Below are 15990 nucleotides of genomic sequence, written 5' to 3'. Positions count from 1 at the left end.
ATATCGGGTTTCTGTCCGTAGGGCTACGATTTCGCTATCCCTTCTTCTCGCCCACACCTCACGATGCAAACCTTGGGAGTCGCTTACAAGTTCGTCGGTAGCTACGCCTATGTGGACTTGCACCACAGAACACGGACATGCCCGTCATACGTAAAAATCGCCCGGCAGGTTGCAAACCTACCGGGCGAAAAAAATGCTTTGCTGTGTTGTTGAATTACATGGTATAATACATACCCATGACCGGAATAGCCCTGTGGAGAAACAAGGCTTTTTTTGAGCGGTGGAAATAGATTAGATTATGACAATAGCAAAACTGATCAGCTCCTTGATTACCCTCCTGCAAAGACGGGCGGGGCTGTCAACGGCGGCGCATACGCGCCGTTCATCTTGACCGTTGACTGGCTCGACTGGCTTTGCTATTTTGTCAGAAAACAATTTATTTTAGCATACTATATACACATTCCAATAATGTTAATGCAAGAATAATATTTATAACTCGATAGTATTTAAGATAATATTTTTGTATTAGTATTCCTAATCCAATCCATGTGATTGTTGCGATTGTCCCAATCGTTGCAATTATCATTTCAAATAATAGCAAAATGCTAAGAGATGTGCTGTAATCTGTAATATAGCCTGTCAACGCAGTAATGCCAAACATATATATTTTGATATTTACAAATTGAAGCATAAATCCTTTTGTGAAAGACGCTGATTTGCTGTCGCCACTTATATCTGGCTTACTGGCAGCAATATGAAAGGCCAGCCACAAAATATAGGCGGCACCAACATATTTCAGAATTTTCAAAATATCGGGAAGAAAACTACTTACACCAAAGACAAATATTGCACAAATAGCCTGAACAATATAATAGCCTACAAATATCCCTAAAAAAAGCGGTTTTCCTTTTTTCCAACCATAATTTGTTACTGTATTCAGTGCAAGAATATTTCCGGGTCCTGGTGTAAACGCATTGATTATACAATACACCAAAAAGCTGGTAATAATATAAATTGGCATGAATTTTCCCTCCATGCCAATTAGTATATCACGACATTCTATTCATATAAAATTTTATTTGGAAATGCTTATCCATAGTTTGAAACTATGGAATGATAACCCCATATTTTTTTAAGGCTTCAACATATATTTGCCCCAATTCAGATAAGTCTTGTTTCTCATTCAAAATATATCCGATGTGCATTGCTTCATCTTCCGCAAGAGGAACAGCAATGATTTTGTCCCCTTGTAAATATTTTGGGAAAATACCACTTGAAATTGTGTAAGCGTCCATTCCAATCATAAGATTAACGATGGCTCCTCTATCGCTGACTTTAATATTTTTTTCTACTGAAACTGCACTAAACAATTCTTCTGCAAAATAAGAAGATTCATAACTGCCCTGTATAAAATTAAGCCGGGGATATTCTTCAAGTTCTTTCAAAGTAACAGATTGTTTTTCAGCCAAAGGATGTGTAGAACGCATAAATACATGCGGTTTGGCAGTAAAGAGTTCTATAAAAACTAATTTTGCTTCTTCTAATGCTCTGCGGATAACCGCCTCATTATTTTTGCAAATGTAGATAATGCCTAAATCGCTAAAGCGATTTTTTACATCTTCCATAATTTGATGCGTTTGCGTTTCATTTAAAATAAACTCAAAGCGTTCCTGTCCAAAATGCTCTACCATTTCAACAAAAGCATTTGTTGTAAAAGTATAGTGCTGCGTTGAAACGCTAAAACGTGTTTTAGGGGGTAAATGAGATATATATTTATCCTCTAACAACTCCATTTGTTGTATTACTTGCCGAGCATAACCGACAAATTCTGCGCCTTCCTTTGTTAATGCAATACCTGAACGACTCCGAATAAAGATTGTTATTCCGACTTCATTTTCAATATCTTTGATTGAGTTTGAAAGACTTGGTTGTGAGATATACAATTTTTTAGCTGCTTCTGTAATCGAACCATTTTCAACAACTGAAATGACGTATTTCAACTGTTGTATCGTCATTTTATCATCACCTTTTTGCCGAGCATTTTCTTAATTTTATCATAAAATAAGGTGTTTTTCGATCCTTACATTTCAAAACGGAATAATATAGGGCGGCTGTCTTGGCGTTACTTTATGGCACATGAGCATTGCTAGCCGGGTTATCCTGGCCGTAGCCCTCCAAAAGACTGACGCCGCCCCACACGCAAAAGGCACCGCCCAGACCAACAACGATAGTCTGCAAAACGTCTACTGCGCTATTGAAAAAATTCATATCAAGCGTGTCTTGATTACCCGGCTTCGGTGGGGCGTGTTATATCTTTTCATGGTCGGCTGACCTCCTTTCATGGGTGGATTCATTCAAGCGGCGTAAGCCGCAAAAAGGCGAGCTTGGGGTGGCAACCCCAACAAGATTCCCATAGGACAAAATGAGCGATTGGCGAAATTTAGTACTATGGTAGAATCTTGCTCTTAGAATGTGGCGGCTTTCTCTGTGTGGGCTTGTGCCGATTTTCCCCCGGCTTGCTGTGTGCGGATTCTGCCAAAACGGGCGCAAAAAAAGCAGCAAATCTTTTTCAGACTTACTGCTTGTATGTACCACTGTAATGGGCGGCGGTTATTCAGTTTTTATTTTCATTTACTGCCAAAGCGGAACTGGAACAGGGCAGAGATAAGCCACCGTTTTTTGTGAGAATAATTGTCTGACCGCATCTCGTGATACGGTATTCCTCATAGGGGTCTGCGAAACATTCATCTGATGTACTGAATGGGTAAAATTTTTCTTCTGTGAGGTATTCAAAGGATATTTCCCTTTGCCGCCGTTTGCTCCGTTCCCGCCATGCGTTGATAGCCGCGTAGCGTATGACAACTTTGCAGAAACCGTTGAAAGTATATATGATGTGTTCTTTGTATGCTGCCGTGGCAGATGAATAAAATTTTTAGCATATCTTTTATATCCCTTCATAAGCCTTCAAACCTTGATATTTCAAGCTTTCTGACGCTTTTTTCATTTTTTGTTCCAAACTCACGCAAATCTATGTAAATCTACGCAAATTCACGGGCAAATGGTGTAGTAAATGATGTATTAAGTCCATTCTTTCTTAACCATATCCAGTGTTTTGACTTCCGGAATACCTATGAGTTTTGTCATCTACTCCGCTGTCCGGTCATAACTTGTATAAATATAAACACTCAGTGTAATACTGCATCAAAATGTCTCCTCAGATATCGCAACGTTTTCACATTCATACCCACATTCACAATATTCGCACAAAGTGTATCTCATAGAAAACGTGAGAGAGCATGTCCGGCAACAAGGAGTGATTGATATAGACCTTCTTGTATTTCTTCATTGTCCAATACATTTCATTCTACAATATATGGCACAATCTTTGGATGTATTTCCTGGGAAATTTATTAATAATCTCCGGCTCTTCGAATTCTGAAAGAGATTTCCAACAAGAAGATCAACAAATAATTTCCATCCTATTTATGATAACGGTAGCAGAGCATCATATGGTCAAAGCAAGCCATCGTCTAATCCGGTGTTCTTGACTATTCAACTACTGTGTCATGTTCGAGTATCTTGGTAAATTTGGAAATCATTTTCTGAGCAAGAGGTTCACAATAACTTTTTTCGGATAAATTTTTCCAGTATGATGCATATAGATTTTGCAATTTTCTAAACAACGATTCTGGATTGCACAAATAATACTCCCCATTATGTTCCACAATACAATCATATTCAAATGTAATGGCAGTATTCTCCTTTGTTTGACCTTGATGAATTATTCCACAACGAATCCCTTTGTAGAACTTTTGAGCATCAGAAGTAGAAATCTCAGAATCTAACTGTGGCAATACTGTTTTATATGCATCTACAATATGATTTCTGCCATCGGTTGACGCATCATACCCATTGATTAATTCAAAATATAATTCAACAAGAATACAATTAATACCCATGACAATAAACCCAAAAGTCTCGCGATTTTCAAATATTTTAGTAGTTCTGATAAATGTATTGATCGGTTTTATATAGTTGCCCTCAACACGTAATCTCATATTTTTGCAAATCTGATTATAATACCTTACTATATCGGCATGAATTTTCTTTCCCAAAGCATAATTATAATTAGAAAGCAGCTCTTTTGCCTCTTCTGTTTTCATTGTCGTGTTAAAATATGTATGATCATTCTTGAACATGCTTCCCCTCCTACACAAAATCTGCTTCTGAAAGTTCACATAATTCAATACCACGTCCACTTAACTTATACTTCAGCAACTTACTAATACGGTCATCGCAGGTGATAAAAAATAACTGCTCCATGGTTGCTTTTGATGACATTTGATACTTAAGCAAATCCATGAACGCAAGCATATTTACATCATCCATACATGCCGTCAGGTCGTCGATAAAATATACCTTCATCTTTTCACGGTCATTTCTCGCATTAATACCCGCAAAAAAATGAGCCAGCATAAAGACACTGATCTGACCATTACTTAAAACATTAACGATACTCTTGCCTTTATCATCAATTAACGAGATTCCCTCATTCTCCTGGACAATGTTGATTCCGTCACTAGAATTAAATCTTATCAGTTTATTATAGAACTTTCCAAGAGCCGGACCTACCTTTTCGTATTCGTCTTTCGAAAGTTTCTCCACAACATCCTTGATATCTTTTGCTCTCTGAGATGCACTATCTTTCAGTTTTTGAAGTTCTTTTATTTCTGCATCAAGGTTCTGATTTTTCTCATTATCCTCCTTCAGTTTCTGATTCAGGTCGCATAACGTCTGATTTGCAAGAATACTATCAATGGCATTAATCTTTGATACAAATAAATCGTAAGAAAAATCCGAAATCTCATAGGATTTGGTAATGAGATTTTTTACCTTTGCATATGTCTGTTGCACCGTCTCATTTTCAAAGTCATACCCTAAAACCGTTAGAATCCACTGATAAACCTCTCTCACTTTCTGCTCTTTGGTTTCCTCTAAAAGCGCCCCCTCTACAACAGCCTGTAATTCCCCTACCTTTTCTGCAGTCAATTCTTCTACATTGATCTCTCGTCTTGATTTCTGCAATATCTTAACCGCATCAAAATATGGCTGTATCTCATCCTTTAGAGCTTTCAGGCCATTAATCTCCACCTCTAACCTTTCCTTTTCTTTCTCCACGACAGTTTTTGTGTAATTAATGATTTTCTGATAAAGAGTTTCAATCTCTGTCTGTAACGACGTTTTCTGTACTTCTTTTACCTTTACAGATTCCCCATTTTGCTTAATATACTCATCGGCTTCTTTAAGAATCAAAGCCTCTTCCATGGTAGAAAATGACTTCGAACCACAAACGGGACATCGGGCAAGACCATTCTCTTTTAAAACAGCATCTCTATGTTCAATCACCACTTGTTTATTCGCCGAAAGAGAAGACAACAACTTAAGCATCTTATTATTCTTGGAAAGCAGCTCAATCTCGGCAGAGAGCTTCTTTAGATTTTCCTCTTTCTCTTTAATTACCTTCTTATCCATATCAAAATCAGACTTCATAAAGCCATCAATTTCGAAGGCAATCATTGCTTCTCCGGCCTGAAAGATTGTATCTTTTGCAAGAGACAACCCCTTCAATTTACTAAGTTTGGTCTCAAGACTTATAATTGCATCCGTATTCTTCGAAAATCCAGCTTTCACCGCACGTTGAATATGCTCTTCTTTCGTCTCCCAGTAAGAAGCAATTTTTTTAATAACAACCTGCTGGGCCTTTAAATTCTCATTTTCTACAAGTTTATAAAGTTCTTCTCTCACCACCTGATAACCACAATTACACACTTCTGCTTTCTGTGCACTTAACTCCTCTTTATTAAGACCAACTATATCTGTCTTTTCATCCGGATAAAAAATGGTCGAAGGATATGAAACCTGCTTTGCATCCTCACGAACTTTCGATAACTGATTCTTGTGGTTTTCAATCACCGTCTGCGGTACCTTCTGCTTTTTCTTATCCTCAATATATCGATCAACATCCTCAGCAAAAAGCTCCAGATTCTCCGCAACCATCTTACGATCTTCATAGTTTGTGATAAACTCATTAAAGAAGTCCTTTAGATCCTTTCTCTTTTTGCTTTGAACATTAAATGACTTCTGAACATCACAAAAATGAAAATTATAGAAACTATCTCCTACATATTCCCGGACAAATGATTTCGCCATTTCTTCATTTCCATCTATCGTAGCCTTAGATGACCTTGGATCTAGTTCATCCTTTGTCTGTTCTCTGCAAAGAATTATCTCTTTATCTCCATCAACTAACCAGAGAACTACCTTGACCTTCGTTTTCGCTCCAGCATAACGATTCTTTAGAATACCATCCGTATTCATCTTGCGTTCAGTATCATTGGTACTTCTAGCATCAAAAGCAGTTTTTAATCTTCCAATGTTGCCAGTCAGACACCACTCAATCGCATCGACAGTTGTCGTCTTACCAATTCCATTTGCAGCTGAAAGAAGCACAACCGGCTTAGCATTAAAATCAATGGTTTTATCGCTAAACCCTCTAAAATTTATCATTCTTATCTTGCGAACTATCATCTTTTCAGCCACTCCTTAATCTGTTCGTAATCCTGCACTTCAAAAGACTTATCCAGTACACCTTCTCTTTCTTTTCTGTTCACTCTTTTCCGTTTCTTTTCCATTAGTGCTAATAGTCCTTCATCTTCAGGAAGTAACTGACTCAATCGTTTCATTTGCTCCGTATCCGGTGCAAATGCATCTGTCGGAATCATATGAAATGGTAATTCGATCACCTCATCATCATCAATTACAATTTGATTCTTATCTGTCATATCGCCCTTAATGAGAATCTTCCTTGATATTATCAAATTACCCTCTCGGCTCTTGTCTGGAATATCCCTGGAATAAACAATCAACTGCACAACATTATACTTTAGTTTATGAATCATTTCTGCTTTACCATTAATAATCATAAACACACGAATTCGATCATCCCAGCGATCACATAAAGTATTGATCTCTATCAAATCTCCATCCAGAAGAAAAAACAAATCATCTCTCTGCTCGCTGATAAAAATACATAATAACTCTTCCGGCTTCTGATCCAAATCAAAGAGATCCTCCAGAACAATTCCATATTCAGAAGCCATATCCCCAACAAGGATATCCTTATAGCCACTCTTCTTAAACTCTTCCTGCAAAATCATAACTACATTTCCTCTTTGACACATTTCTCTGAAAAGATGCAGCCACCGCAAGCTTCCGGTACGCTCCATTCATCCTCATCAATTCCAATACACTCCATACACTCAATATAAAAACTATCTTCACCAAGATCCGCAACCGTAGGATTTTCATTTACATTTGCCGTACTATAATTATAATAATTTTTACCTTTGGTAATTTTACTATTCTCAAAAAACCATTTTTCTGGCTTAGGTGATATATTCACCATACGTTCTACAATCTTTCGTTTTACACCTTTAAACTTTCCGTCCGCCGAAGGCAGAATTACACTACGGCTTACATATTTATCTTCTGAAAAATTTAAACAAATATAGTCAGTTACTGAGAAATCCATATAATGACATGGATCAAACATTTCTAAATGAACAGAAATCTCCGCCTCATCATTTGCCTTCTCCTGACAAATGTCTAACATAATCTTCCACAGATAATCCAGAAAAACAAGAAAGGCTGTTTTACATTCCGTCATATAGATAAATCTGTTATCTACAATCGCTCCCCTGTACGCAGCAACCTTACTAACATCGTCCGTACTAAATGTATTCAATAGCTGATACTGACCATCCACAGTTTGAGCAATTTTATTTATCCATTGTAAAGTATTCTGGTATATCCGGTTCAACATGCGAGTCTGTAAATCAGAAAGGTCATTATTATTTATAATCTCACCATATTCCTCACAAACAACACCCACCAGATAATTGGCAATAGTCTTCTCGTTCTTCATTCTGGTGGAATTTTTCATATACTGATCAAATTCCTTTTTATCCACTCTTATCTGTTCAAAATCCGAATCAACTAGCTCATAACGCTGTTGTATATATGAAATCGCAAGGCCAAGCAGAATTATCTGCCAGTGCTCCTCATCTCCACCACTATCAGCATTCAGATAATTTCGGGCTAATGCTTTCATCAATTCTATTTTGTACTCATTGATATCCAACTGGTGGGTGATATCATATTTGGTTGCAAACCCTTTCAACGAGTCCTCCGAAGCCATAGCCGCAAACAGATTTTTCTTTTGTACCTCTTTCTTATTCGTTGTGTAAATATTCGTCTTAAGCCAGGTAACTGGATCTACAATATTTGAATAATCCATCGACTTGCGCAATGTATTTCCAAGTCCAATATATGCTTTCATCTCATCAAACGTTGGTTTCTTAACCTTTGGCTTTCTATGTATATAAAGTCTCGGAACTGCTTTTAAAGTAGACTGAAGCATCTGAAGGCGTAGATACTGATAATAGAGATCTGTGGAAATTTCCTTTATATTAGGGTTTGTCTTCGGATAATATTTCACCTGAATAAACTCAAATGTACCATCCTCGAAAAATACATCCACATCCTCTAGATATTCTGAACAGACATACTTTACTTGCTTCTGAAGGAGACACATAATTGTAATATAATCCTGAAATAGAAATCCTCTAATCTTACTCGTTGCATCTCTATCCTTATCACCATCATACATGGCTGACAATTTGTCAAATTCTTCTTTCGTATATAGACTCACGAATCATTTCCCCTCTTTATTTGCATCTACATATCCTTTTTCAATTCGTCTACATATAGATCCGGATGCTGCATTGAAAATATTTCTTTCTGCCTCTCAATCTCTGCTTTCAACTGCTCTTTCGTAGGCAAATAAGTCAGATATTTTGACATGAACAATCGATCATTATCATGAAGTACCGAATATCTGGCAATATCCTCATCTGTTTCTGAACACAACAGAATCCCAATGGTAGGGTTATCTCCCTGCCCTCGCTTTAAATCATCATACATACGCACATACATATCAATCTGTCCCACGTCTTGATGAGTAATTTTGCCCATCTTCAAATCGATTAGAACATAACACTTCAGTTCGATATTGTAAAAAACGAGATCTAAATAGTAGTCCGAAGTTTCCGTTACAATATGCTGCTGACGAGCCACGAATGCAAATCCTCTGCCCAATTCCATTAAAAAATCTCTAATATGCGAAAGAATGGCAGATTCTAAATCTCCCTCTAAGTAGGTATCTTCATTTTTGAAACCAAGAAATTCCGCAATCACCGGACTTTTGATTAGTTCAAACTGATTTTTCTGAAACTCTGCGGTTTTCTGTTTCATTTCTTCAATTACAGCATCTTTTTTGGGTGCCTGAAGCAGTCTATAATAATATTGCGTACTGATATTACGATCTAAGGTTCTTGAACTCCAGTTCTCATCAATAGTCTCTTTCATGTACCAATAGCGCGCATTTTCATCTGCAACGCGAAGAAGACTCCGAATGTGCGTCCAGTTAAGATTGTGAACGCATGCGTTCACAATCTGTTCATCGGGAAAGCACTGATAAAATTTGATGTAATAATGCAAATTCCTTTTGGAATAATTTTTGCCAAACTCCTTTGTCAAATCGTCTGCCAATGCAGAAATTAAACCTCTGCCATACTCTGCACGTTCACTGCCGCCCATTTCCTGCTCTACAATTCGTTTGCCAATATTCCAATAAGTAAGCAGCATTGCCTTACTAGAGGCACTATAAGCTGCTTCTTGTCCGGAAGAAATAATGCTTTTAATTTCTGTAATAACTGATTGGTATGGCGTCAAATGATTTTCCATTATGTCACCTCAATTTTCCATAATAATTATATTTTAACTTGCTTTTACTGTCATATCAAGACACTTTCAAAAATGGTGTAGTAGTGGTGTAGTAAGCGCCTTTATCTGTAACAGAACTATTGATTTTACTGGCTTCTCCAAGACTTTTCAAGATACTGCCGTGGCAAATAAAAAGTACTTTTATCATATCTTTTATATCCCTTCATAAGCCTTCAAATACCTGTAATTACTGGCTTTCCGGCGTTTTCTTGATTTTCTGTTTTTACCTTTCTCTATGCATATCTACATAAGTCTACGCAAATTCATGGGCAAATGGTGTAGTAAACTGGTGTATTGTCAACCTGATTTTCTTTGTTTTTCCTGTGTAGCAGTTACCTTAAAACCGATAACTTTTGCCATCTGTTCCGCAGCTCGGTCATAGCTTGCGTGGGTGTAAACATTCAGCGTCGCTCCCACAACAGAATGTCCCATTACATACTGTAAGGTCTTTATATCCATACCTGTATTTACCATGTTAGTATAGAATGTATGTGGAACACATGGGGAGTTATTTTTGGTAATGATTCTTTAAATTGCTATTTAATTATACTTTCTTTTAATAATCAATTTATCCGGCCCTCCAATCACGGCTGATATATTCCTCATAAGTAAAAATATTATCATCACCAACAAGCTCACTCAAAAAGTCACGAAACGTATCATCAAGTACTTTTCTAAATAACCAGCAAATGTTTGATGCATCTGCGGGTGCATATGAGACTCCGGTTCCTCAATAAACAATAAGGGAATACATGCAAGATTTCCCTGTTTAATCTTATCCGCAAAATCCGCCAACATAAATTTAATTTTAATAAGATTCTTATATCCCAATCCATTATGAGAACTAGGAAGCGCTTCTCCCACTACCGTTGATGCATATGTAAGTTCTGTCTTGTCCTTAATTTGATCATCAATCTGTAACCGAGTATTTACTCCTAATTGAAGTTCTTCTGCATTCGGGTACCCAAAACCAACAGCTTTATTTACAATGGCTCCTAATAGTTCATTACTTTGCCTTTGGATTTTAACATTTGCTTCCTCTACTGTCTTGCGAAGTTCCTATACCTCATCTACTACTTTAGGGTCTAAATTCTCAATATCAACACTAAAATAACTAGAAATTAAGGTTCCCAATGAATTACTACCATGGTCACCAGATTCTCCTAACATTCTTTCTGCCGGTATAACATAAAAAGGAAATAAATTTGTCAATTCCTTCTGCTCTTTCAATTGTCTCTCTCTATTATCTTGTGGATTAACAGCATATATGTTCAGTCCAAATATCTTCGAAAAATTAGACATACAGATATTTCTAACATCTTCTGGCTTGTAAACAAAACTACCATTTTCAAAAAAACATGGTTCAAACATTGTTCTCAAAAATTCTTCACTGATTTTGATACTATATTCTGCATGAATAATCGCCAAGTCAGTATCTATGTCTACATCAATAATAAAAGGAGCAAGTGCTCCTAAATTCATATCGGGGTCATCTAATGTATAATCAACAAGAAAATCAATAGATGTCACTGGAAATTTTTCACACAGTTTATCAAATGATATTTTATTACGCATAAATTGAGCTAACAAAACATATGCATGCTTACGCCTAATCAAAGGATAGTCATCATATGACAATGCTTTATTTTTCAATACTTCGTCTATTAATTCGACACAGGATGTTTTTGCTGTATTATTGCGCCCGACAATCAAAGTAGTATTATCATCTACTTTCAAATCTGCATCAATAAGTAATCGGTAATTTTTAATTTTTATGTTTGCTAACCGCATCCTTCTCCTCCGTCTCGTTTATGTATTAATCATCTGACAAATCATCTATCAACTCCACCACCACATCACACGCATCCTTAAACGCAATGTCTGTTGCATAGTCAAAATCCTTTTGATAGTTATTCCATTGCCTCTGCATAACTTCACTATTTTTAACAGCATTCATAATTCTACGATAATCTTTAACTACTAGTGATGAACCGCGTTTTTCCGTTGTTGCACTCAATGCCTCTTTTAATCGATCGAGGTTTATATTGGAATACTGCAACTTAGCCAATATGTATATATCATAATAATCTCCATTCCGCCGCCAAGTCGGCGGCACAAATAGTAATGAAAGTCTTTCACTTTTCCACATTGCTGATAAAATAGTTTTTAAAGAAGCTATACTACAAAGCACGGTGAGGTAAGTCGTAAAGACTTTCTTCGTTTTAGACAGCATAATAATCAGTGTAAGTTCCATCTTTCAAGCACAAATAAGGGGCTCTATAAGACCGTACAGTAAGAATTGTTTTAACTTCTCTGTTAAATGTGTGGTGGAACAGTCAATGGCTTCTTTATCTTATTTTGAAAGGAGTTCTTGATTATGAAAGTTGTTTATCAAACCTGTTGTGGTGTCGATGTTCACAAATCTTTTCTCGTTGCCACAATCATTAAAACCACTTCCGGTGTGGAACCTTCGTATCAAAAGAAGCGTTTCTCCACCTTTAACAATTCTATTCTGCAATTCAAAGAATGGCTTGTTAAAAACCAATGTCGCGATGTCTGTATGGAATCTACCGGAAAATACTGGATTCCCGTCTTTAACCTTTTAGAAGACGAAATAAACGTCACCATCGCTAACCCTAAATGGGTAAAAGCTGTCAAAGGCAATAAAGATGATACGAAAGATTCCAAATGGATTGGGGATTTGTTTCGATTAGGTCTGGTTCCGGGAAGTTATATCCCTTGTAAGCCGATTCGTATTCTGCGTGAATTTACAAGATACCGTTACAAACTGACTTCCTGCCGTACCAGTGAAAAGAACAGATATCAGAATGCGCTCACTGTCTGTAATGTCGCATTAGATTCAGTAGTTTCCGATATCTTCGGGAAATCAGCTACATCTGTTATTGATTACCTAATTGAACAACCTGACAATTCCATCAACCACGAAGAAATAGCTTCCAGACTGCTTCGTTCCCTAAAGAAGAAGTCTGACAGTGTCATTGAATCCATCGAAGGCTATCAGATGACTGATTCCCAAAAATATCGTATGCGCCTCATCCGCGCACATCTGGATTATATCACATCTACGATAAATGATATAGACACGATGCTTGATTCTTTGATTGCTCCATATGAAAATGCTGTCCAGTTACTGTGTACCATTCCAGGTGTTGATCGTAACAGTGCAATCACTGTTATCTCTGAAATTGGTACCGATATGACTCCGTTTTCGAATTCCAAACGTTTATGCTGTTGGGCGGGACTCACTCCCGGCAACAATGAATCTGCTGGTAAGAAGAAATCTGTCAGGATAACACGTGCCGGTGTCTACCTCAAACCTGCATTGGTACAAGTTGCCCATGCAGCCGTGAAATCTGATAAATCTCCTTACTACAAGCAAAAGTATGAACGCATCATGAAACGTCGTGGTAAAAAACGTGCCATTATTGCTATCGCCCGGATGATTCTCACTGCTATCTATCAGATGTTATCTACTGGGGAAGCATGGAATCCGACCGATTTATTTAAAATTGATATGCCAGAACCTATGAAAGAAAAACAAAAGGAAAAGGCAATCAAGCAGGCTATGAAACTTCTTATACGCGAAGGGAAAATTTCCGAATCGCAATTAGCTTCTTAGCTTTTTAAAACAATAATCTTTTTTGCGCTGCCATTAGACAGCTTATTAAAGTGCGCCTTTTATTGGCTGTCCTCTACTTTCTTTCACAGTAATCCCTTGGCCTTGTGTTCTGATCGCCTCTGGATATCACAGTTTCCAATTTCTCTGCCATTATTGTTTCTAAGTTATATGCAAGCACTGAAATACTTCTGTCTTCTAAAAGAAGTTTGAACCGATATTCTATTTCTTTTGGAGTTATCCTATCACCCGTGGTAATGTCCAACTTCAAGGGAACTGCCATGGGCGGATAATTTGCAGACAGCGACACACGATACCCTGTATATTCATCACCCTCTCGAATTTCTCCAATACTACGAAAACTAAACAACACATCATCATCCAATTCTATTTTACATACTTCTCCAAATATTTCCCGAATAGTCTGTTTATTTACAGGCAATCCTTTTATTGTTGCGTCCATATCCATGGTTGCTCTAGTGTCAAGACCAACCATCGCTGCAATCAAAAATCCACCCTTCAAGATAAAATTTTGCTGATATTTTGAAACAGATATTCGTTCCAATAACCTCTCTAACATAAAATTTTGCATTATGAGTTGTGCAGATATATGTTTTTCTTTTGCAAGATTTTTAATAATTGCCTTTAACTGCATTGCATTTTTCACAACAGTACCTCCAGATATGATCTGAGTTTTATTTCAACCTTTAAAAGTTTTGCTAATTCAGATAAAACAGGAATATTTTTATCCGAATTAGCTGCATAACGCTTAAAAGCTTCTGTTACCACCTGAATGTCCACATGGCTATGAGGCTTTAAAATATCACAGAGCGTTCGTTCTACACTATACGCTCTTACAGCATTTCCACCCGGTGTAGTCACTTCTTCTATTCCCAAATCATATATCTCTTTCTTACACTGCACACACCTAATATTTTCTTTCTTTGGGTTTGTCAAATTGTAATTCATCGGAAAAGTCATATGATATTTGTTCGGTGTTCGATCTGTTAAATCCCATAGAAACAATGCTGTTTCGTGGGAATAAACTCCTCTTTTAAATCGATTCTGTAAATTAAAAATTTCATCATCCCAAACTTCCGGCAAAATGTAAATACCTCGGGAGGATTTCTCTATTATTCCCTTATCAACAAGGTATTTAATATTCCCACGTGAAAACCCTGCTGCAACCACCATTGCAGTAGTAACTATTCCATTATTCCCTTTTGCCATCTTAATAATCTCTTCAGTTGCTCCCACAATAATCCTCTACTTCCCATTGACTTTTATGCTCGTTATTATACAATTACAAGGCGCAAAAGTCAATAAGTATACATTTTCTTAGTCAAATTGGGTAGACGATGTCTACCCAATTCACAGTATAATCCAGTATATTTTAGATTTCTACAAAATTATCAAATTCATTCATCTTTTGCTATTTTATCATTCAAGGCTCTTTCAAAAATGGTGTAGTAGTGGTGTAGTAAACGCCTTTTCTCTCCATGAAATCATTGATTTTGCTGGCTTTTTAGGACTTCTCAAGATATTGCCGTGCAAGCCATAGAAAATTCCTCCTTTCTCCCACGTGGGGCGGTGCATAGTTTATGGTTACATCTGTAATTCATAAGGATAGCAGCACTTTAAGCTGTTACGCCTTGATTACTTGCATATGAGGCTAATTTTTCACCCATTTTAAAAGCGTTTTGGCAATCTATCGGAAACTGCTTTTTTCTGATTTTTCCCTTATGTTCTGCATTGAAATTTGATGCAGCATATTTTGAATAATCGTCAAACTGGTAACAGTCTGCCGAAATGATATATTCAGAATGTCCATTTAAAAGTTTCAAGTAATTTTTGTTGTTTTCAAAAATATAATGATAGCCAAACGATTTTATCATTTCATGTGGCAAGCCCATAGTATAAATAAAACCAGTTTGTATCGTACCCATAAAATTTGTGCGGTTTGCTGAATCATAAGAAAGATTTGCAAATATAAGCCGTTCTATAAAAGATTTCATTTCTCCGGTAATGTTGCCTAAATAGATGGGGGAACCGAATATCAAAATATCACTTGATATAACTTTTTTTAACACCTCTGTCAAATCATCTTTCATTGCACAATGTCCATTAAGATTGCTTTCTTTTTTCTTGCACGCAAAACAGCTACAACAACCTTTAAAATCTAAATCATAAAGATGAATCAAGTCTGTTTCTGCACCAATAGAAGCGACTCCTTCAAGAGATTTCTTTAACAGAGCGACCGTATTCCAATTCTTTCTTGGACTTCCGTTAATTGCTGTTACTTTCATGCAAAACACCCTTTCTATTTACAATAACTTCTCGGAATCTTCAGCCCTGATTTTATAAGGCTTTCAGACCCTATCTCAAAAAAATCACCCACTTTTTTTAAAAACACTTGACAAATCGCTCAAAATTTGCGGCGAAGCCGATTG

General features: G+C 36.8%; 14 protein-coding genes and 3 pseudogenes. 1 reads left to right on the top strand and 16 read right to left on the bottom strand.

The features are described 5' to 3' along the window. Positions 1 to 436: 436 nt before the first annotated feature. The 13 genes and pseudogenes from QGT46_RS16160 to QGT46_RS16100 form a co-directional block, all read right to left on the bottom strand. Complete coding sequence (locus QGT46_RS16160) at positions 437 to 1021, bottom strand: LysE family transporter (RefSeq protein ID WP_148460379.1); 585 nt, start codon at positions 1019 to 1021, stop codon at positions 437 to 439. Positions 1022 to 1106: 85 nt separating this feature from the next. Continuing rightward, positions 1107 to 2015 carry a LysR family transcriptional regulator gene (locus QGT46_RS16155; protein WP_148460378.1) on the bottom strand — a complete coding sequence of 303 codons (909 nt, stop codon included), beginning with the start codon at positions 2013 to 2015 and terminating at the stop codon, positions 1107 to 1109. 124 nt (positions 2016 to 2139) lie between these two features. Next, positions 2140 to 2268 (bottom strand): annotated as a pseudogene (locus QGT46_RS16150) (Maff2 family mobile element protein); the annotation flags it as partial. Between the two features lie 379 nt (positions 2269 to 2647). Further along, positions 2648 to 2893: pseudogene (locus QGT46_RS17430) on the bottom strand (sigma-70 family RNA polymerase sigma factor); the annotation flags it as partial. 655 nt (positions 2894 to 3548) lie between these two features. Beyond that, the gene (locus tag QGT46_RS16140; protein ID WP_148460376.1) at positions 3549 to 4199 is read right to left on the bottom strand and encodes a hypothetical protein; all 651 of its coding nucleotides are present in this window, start codon (positions 4197 to 4199) and stop codon (positions 3549 to 3551) included. 10 nt (positions 4200 to 4209) lie between these two features. Then, complete coding sequence (locus QGT46_RS16135) at positions 4210 to 6588, bottom strand: AAA family ATPase (RefSeq protein WP_148460375.1); 2379 nt, start codon at positions 6586 to 6588, stop codon at positions 4210 to 4212. Next, entirely contained in the window at positions 6585 to 7217 is a 633-nt protein-coding gene (locus QGT46_RS16130; RefSeq protein ID WP_148460374.1) for a hypothetical protein, read from the bottom strand. The genes QGT46_RS16135 and QGT46_RS16130 overlap by 4 nt, the downstream gene beginning before the upstream one ends. 2 nt (positions 7218 to 7219) lie before the next feature. Then, complete coding sequence (locus QGT46_RS16125) at positions 7220 to 8770, bottom strand: hypothetical protein (RefSeq protein ID WP_148460373.1); 1551 nt, start codon at positions 8768 to 8770, stop codon at positions 7220 to 7222. 26 nt (positions 8771 to 8796) lie between these two features. After that, positions 8797 to 9864, bottom strand: a complete 1068-nt coding sequence (locus tag QGT46_RS16120) for a PDDEXK nuclease domain-containing protein (protein WP_301591589.1) — start codon at positions 9862 to 9864, stop codon at positions 8797 to 8799. 336 nt (positions 9865 to 10200) lie between these two features. Next, complete coding sequence (locus tag QGT46_RS16115; protein WP_301591587.1) at positions 10201 to 10362, bottom strand: hypothetical protein; 162 nt, start codon at positions 10360 to 10362, stop codon at positions 10201 to 10203. Between the two features lie 180 nt (positions 10363 to 10542). Continuing rightward, positions 10543 to 10944: pseudogene (locus QGT46_RS17425) on the bottom strand (AAA family ATPase); the annotation flags it as partial. A gap of 18 nt (positions 10945 to 10962) precedes the next feature. Continuing rightward, entirely contained in the window at positions 10963 to 11694 is a 732-nt protein-coding gene (locus tag QGT46_RS16105; RefSeq protein ID WP_148460370.1) for an AAA family ATPase, read from the bottom strand. Between the two features lie 25 nt (positions 11695 to 11719). Next, positions 11720 to 12157, bottom strand: coding sequence for a nucleotidyl transferase AbiEii/AbiGii toxin family protein (locus QGT46_RS16100; protein WP_301591585.1), 438 nt, complete (start codon positions 12155 to 12157; stop codon positions 11720 to 11722). Positions 12158 to 12280: 123 nt separating this feature from the next. On the opposite strand from QGT46_RS16100, the gene QGT46_RS16095 reads away from it, so the two are divergent. Beyond that, on the top strand, positions 12281 to 13543 hold the full coding sequence (locus QGT46_RS16095; protein ID WP_148460424.1) for an IS110 family transposase: 1263 nt from the start codon (positions 12281 to 12283) through the stop codon (positions 13541 to 13543). A 73-nt stretch (positions 13544 to 13616) separates the two neighbouring features. Here the strand turns inward: QGT46_RS16095 and QGT46_RS16090 are convergent, their stop codons facing one another. The 3 genes from QGT46_RS16090 to QGT46_RS16080 form a co-directional block, all read right to left on the bottom strand. Further along, complete coding sequence (locus QGT46_RS16090; RefSeq protein ID WP_301591582.1) at positions 13617 to 14207, bottom strand: nucleotidyl transferase AbiEii/AbiGii toxin family protein; 591 nt, start codon at positions 14205 to 14207, stop codon at positions 13617 to 13619. After that, positions 14204 to 14797, bottom strand: coding sequence for a type IV toxin-antitoxin system AbiEi family antitoxin domain-containing protein (locus QGT46_RS16085; RefSeq protein ID WP_024728803.1), 594 nt, complete (start codon positions 14795 to 14797; stop codon positions 14204 to 14206). The genes QGT46_RS16090 and QGT46_RS16085 overlap by 4 nt, the downstream gene beginning before the upstream one ends. 380 nt (positions 14798 to 15177) lie before the next feature. Continuing rightward, positions 15178 to 15846: a flavodoxin family protein gene (locus QGT46_RS16080; protein ID WP_148460422.1), complete on the bottom strand. Its 669-nt coding sequence runs from the start codon at positions 15844 to 15846 to the stop codon at positions 15178 to 15180. Positions 15847 to 15990 lie beyond the last annotated feature (144 nt).

This window comes from Anaerostipes faecis (assembly GCF_910574135.1).
GTDB classification, from domain to species: domain Bacteria; phylum Bacillota; class Clostridia; order Lachnospirales; family Lachnospiraceae; genus Anaerostipes; species Anaerostipes hominis.
The sequence above is the reverse complement of the archived record's forward strand: the minus strand, read 5'-3'. Positions and strand labels throughout refer to the sequence as shown.

What these genes read in the sequence shown, in the direction of transcription:
- QGT46_RS16160 (WP_148460379.1), bottom strand. Translation starts at nt 1,021, where the DNA reads ATGCCAATTTATATTATTACCAGCTTTTTGGTGTATTGTATAATCAAT.
- QGT46_RS16115 (WP_301591587.1), bottom strand. Translation starts at nt 10,362, where the DNA reads ATGGATATAAAGACCTTACAGTATGTAATGGGACATTCTGTTGTGGGA.
- QGT46_RS16135 (WP_148460375.1), bottom strand. Translation starts at nt 6,588, where the DNA reads ATGATAGTTCGCAAGATAAGAATGATAAATTTTAGAGGGTTTAGCGAT.
- QGT46_RS16130 (WP_148460374.1), bottom strand. Translation starts at nt 7,217, where the DNA reads ATGATTTTGCAGGAAGAGTTTAAGAAGAGTGGCTATAAGGATATCCTT.
- QGT46_RS16095 (WP_148460424.1), top strand. Translation starts at nt 12,281, where the DNA reads ATGAAAGTTGTTTATCAAACCTGTTGTGGTGTCGATGTTCACAAATCT.
- QGT46_RS16140 (WP_148460376.1), bottom strand. Translation starts at nt 4,199, where the DNA reads ATGTTCAAGAATGATCATACATATTTTAACACGACAATGAAAACAGAA.
- QGT46_RS16155 (WP_148460378.1), bottom strand. Translation starts at nt 2,015, where the DNA reads ATGACGATACAACAGTTGAAATACGTCATTTCAGTTGTTGAAAATGGT.
- QGT46_RS16100 (WP_301591585.1), bottom strand. Translation starts at nt 12,157, where the DNA reads ATGGAACTTACACTGATTATTATGCTGTCTAAAACGAAGAAAGTCTTT.
- QGT46_RS16120 (WP_301591589.1), bottom strand. Translation starts at nt 9,864, where the DNA reads ATGGAAAATCATTTGACGCCATACCAATCAGTTATTACAGAAATTAAA.
- QGT46_RS16080 (WP_148460422.1), bottom strand. Translation starts at nt 15,846, where the DNA reads ATGAAAGTAACAGCAATTAACGGAAGTCCAAGAAAGAATTGGAATACG.
- QGT46_RS16105 (WP_148460370.1), bottom strand. Translation starts at nt 11,694, where the DNA reads ATGCGGTTAGCAAACATAAAAATTAAAAATTACCGATTACTTATTGAT.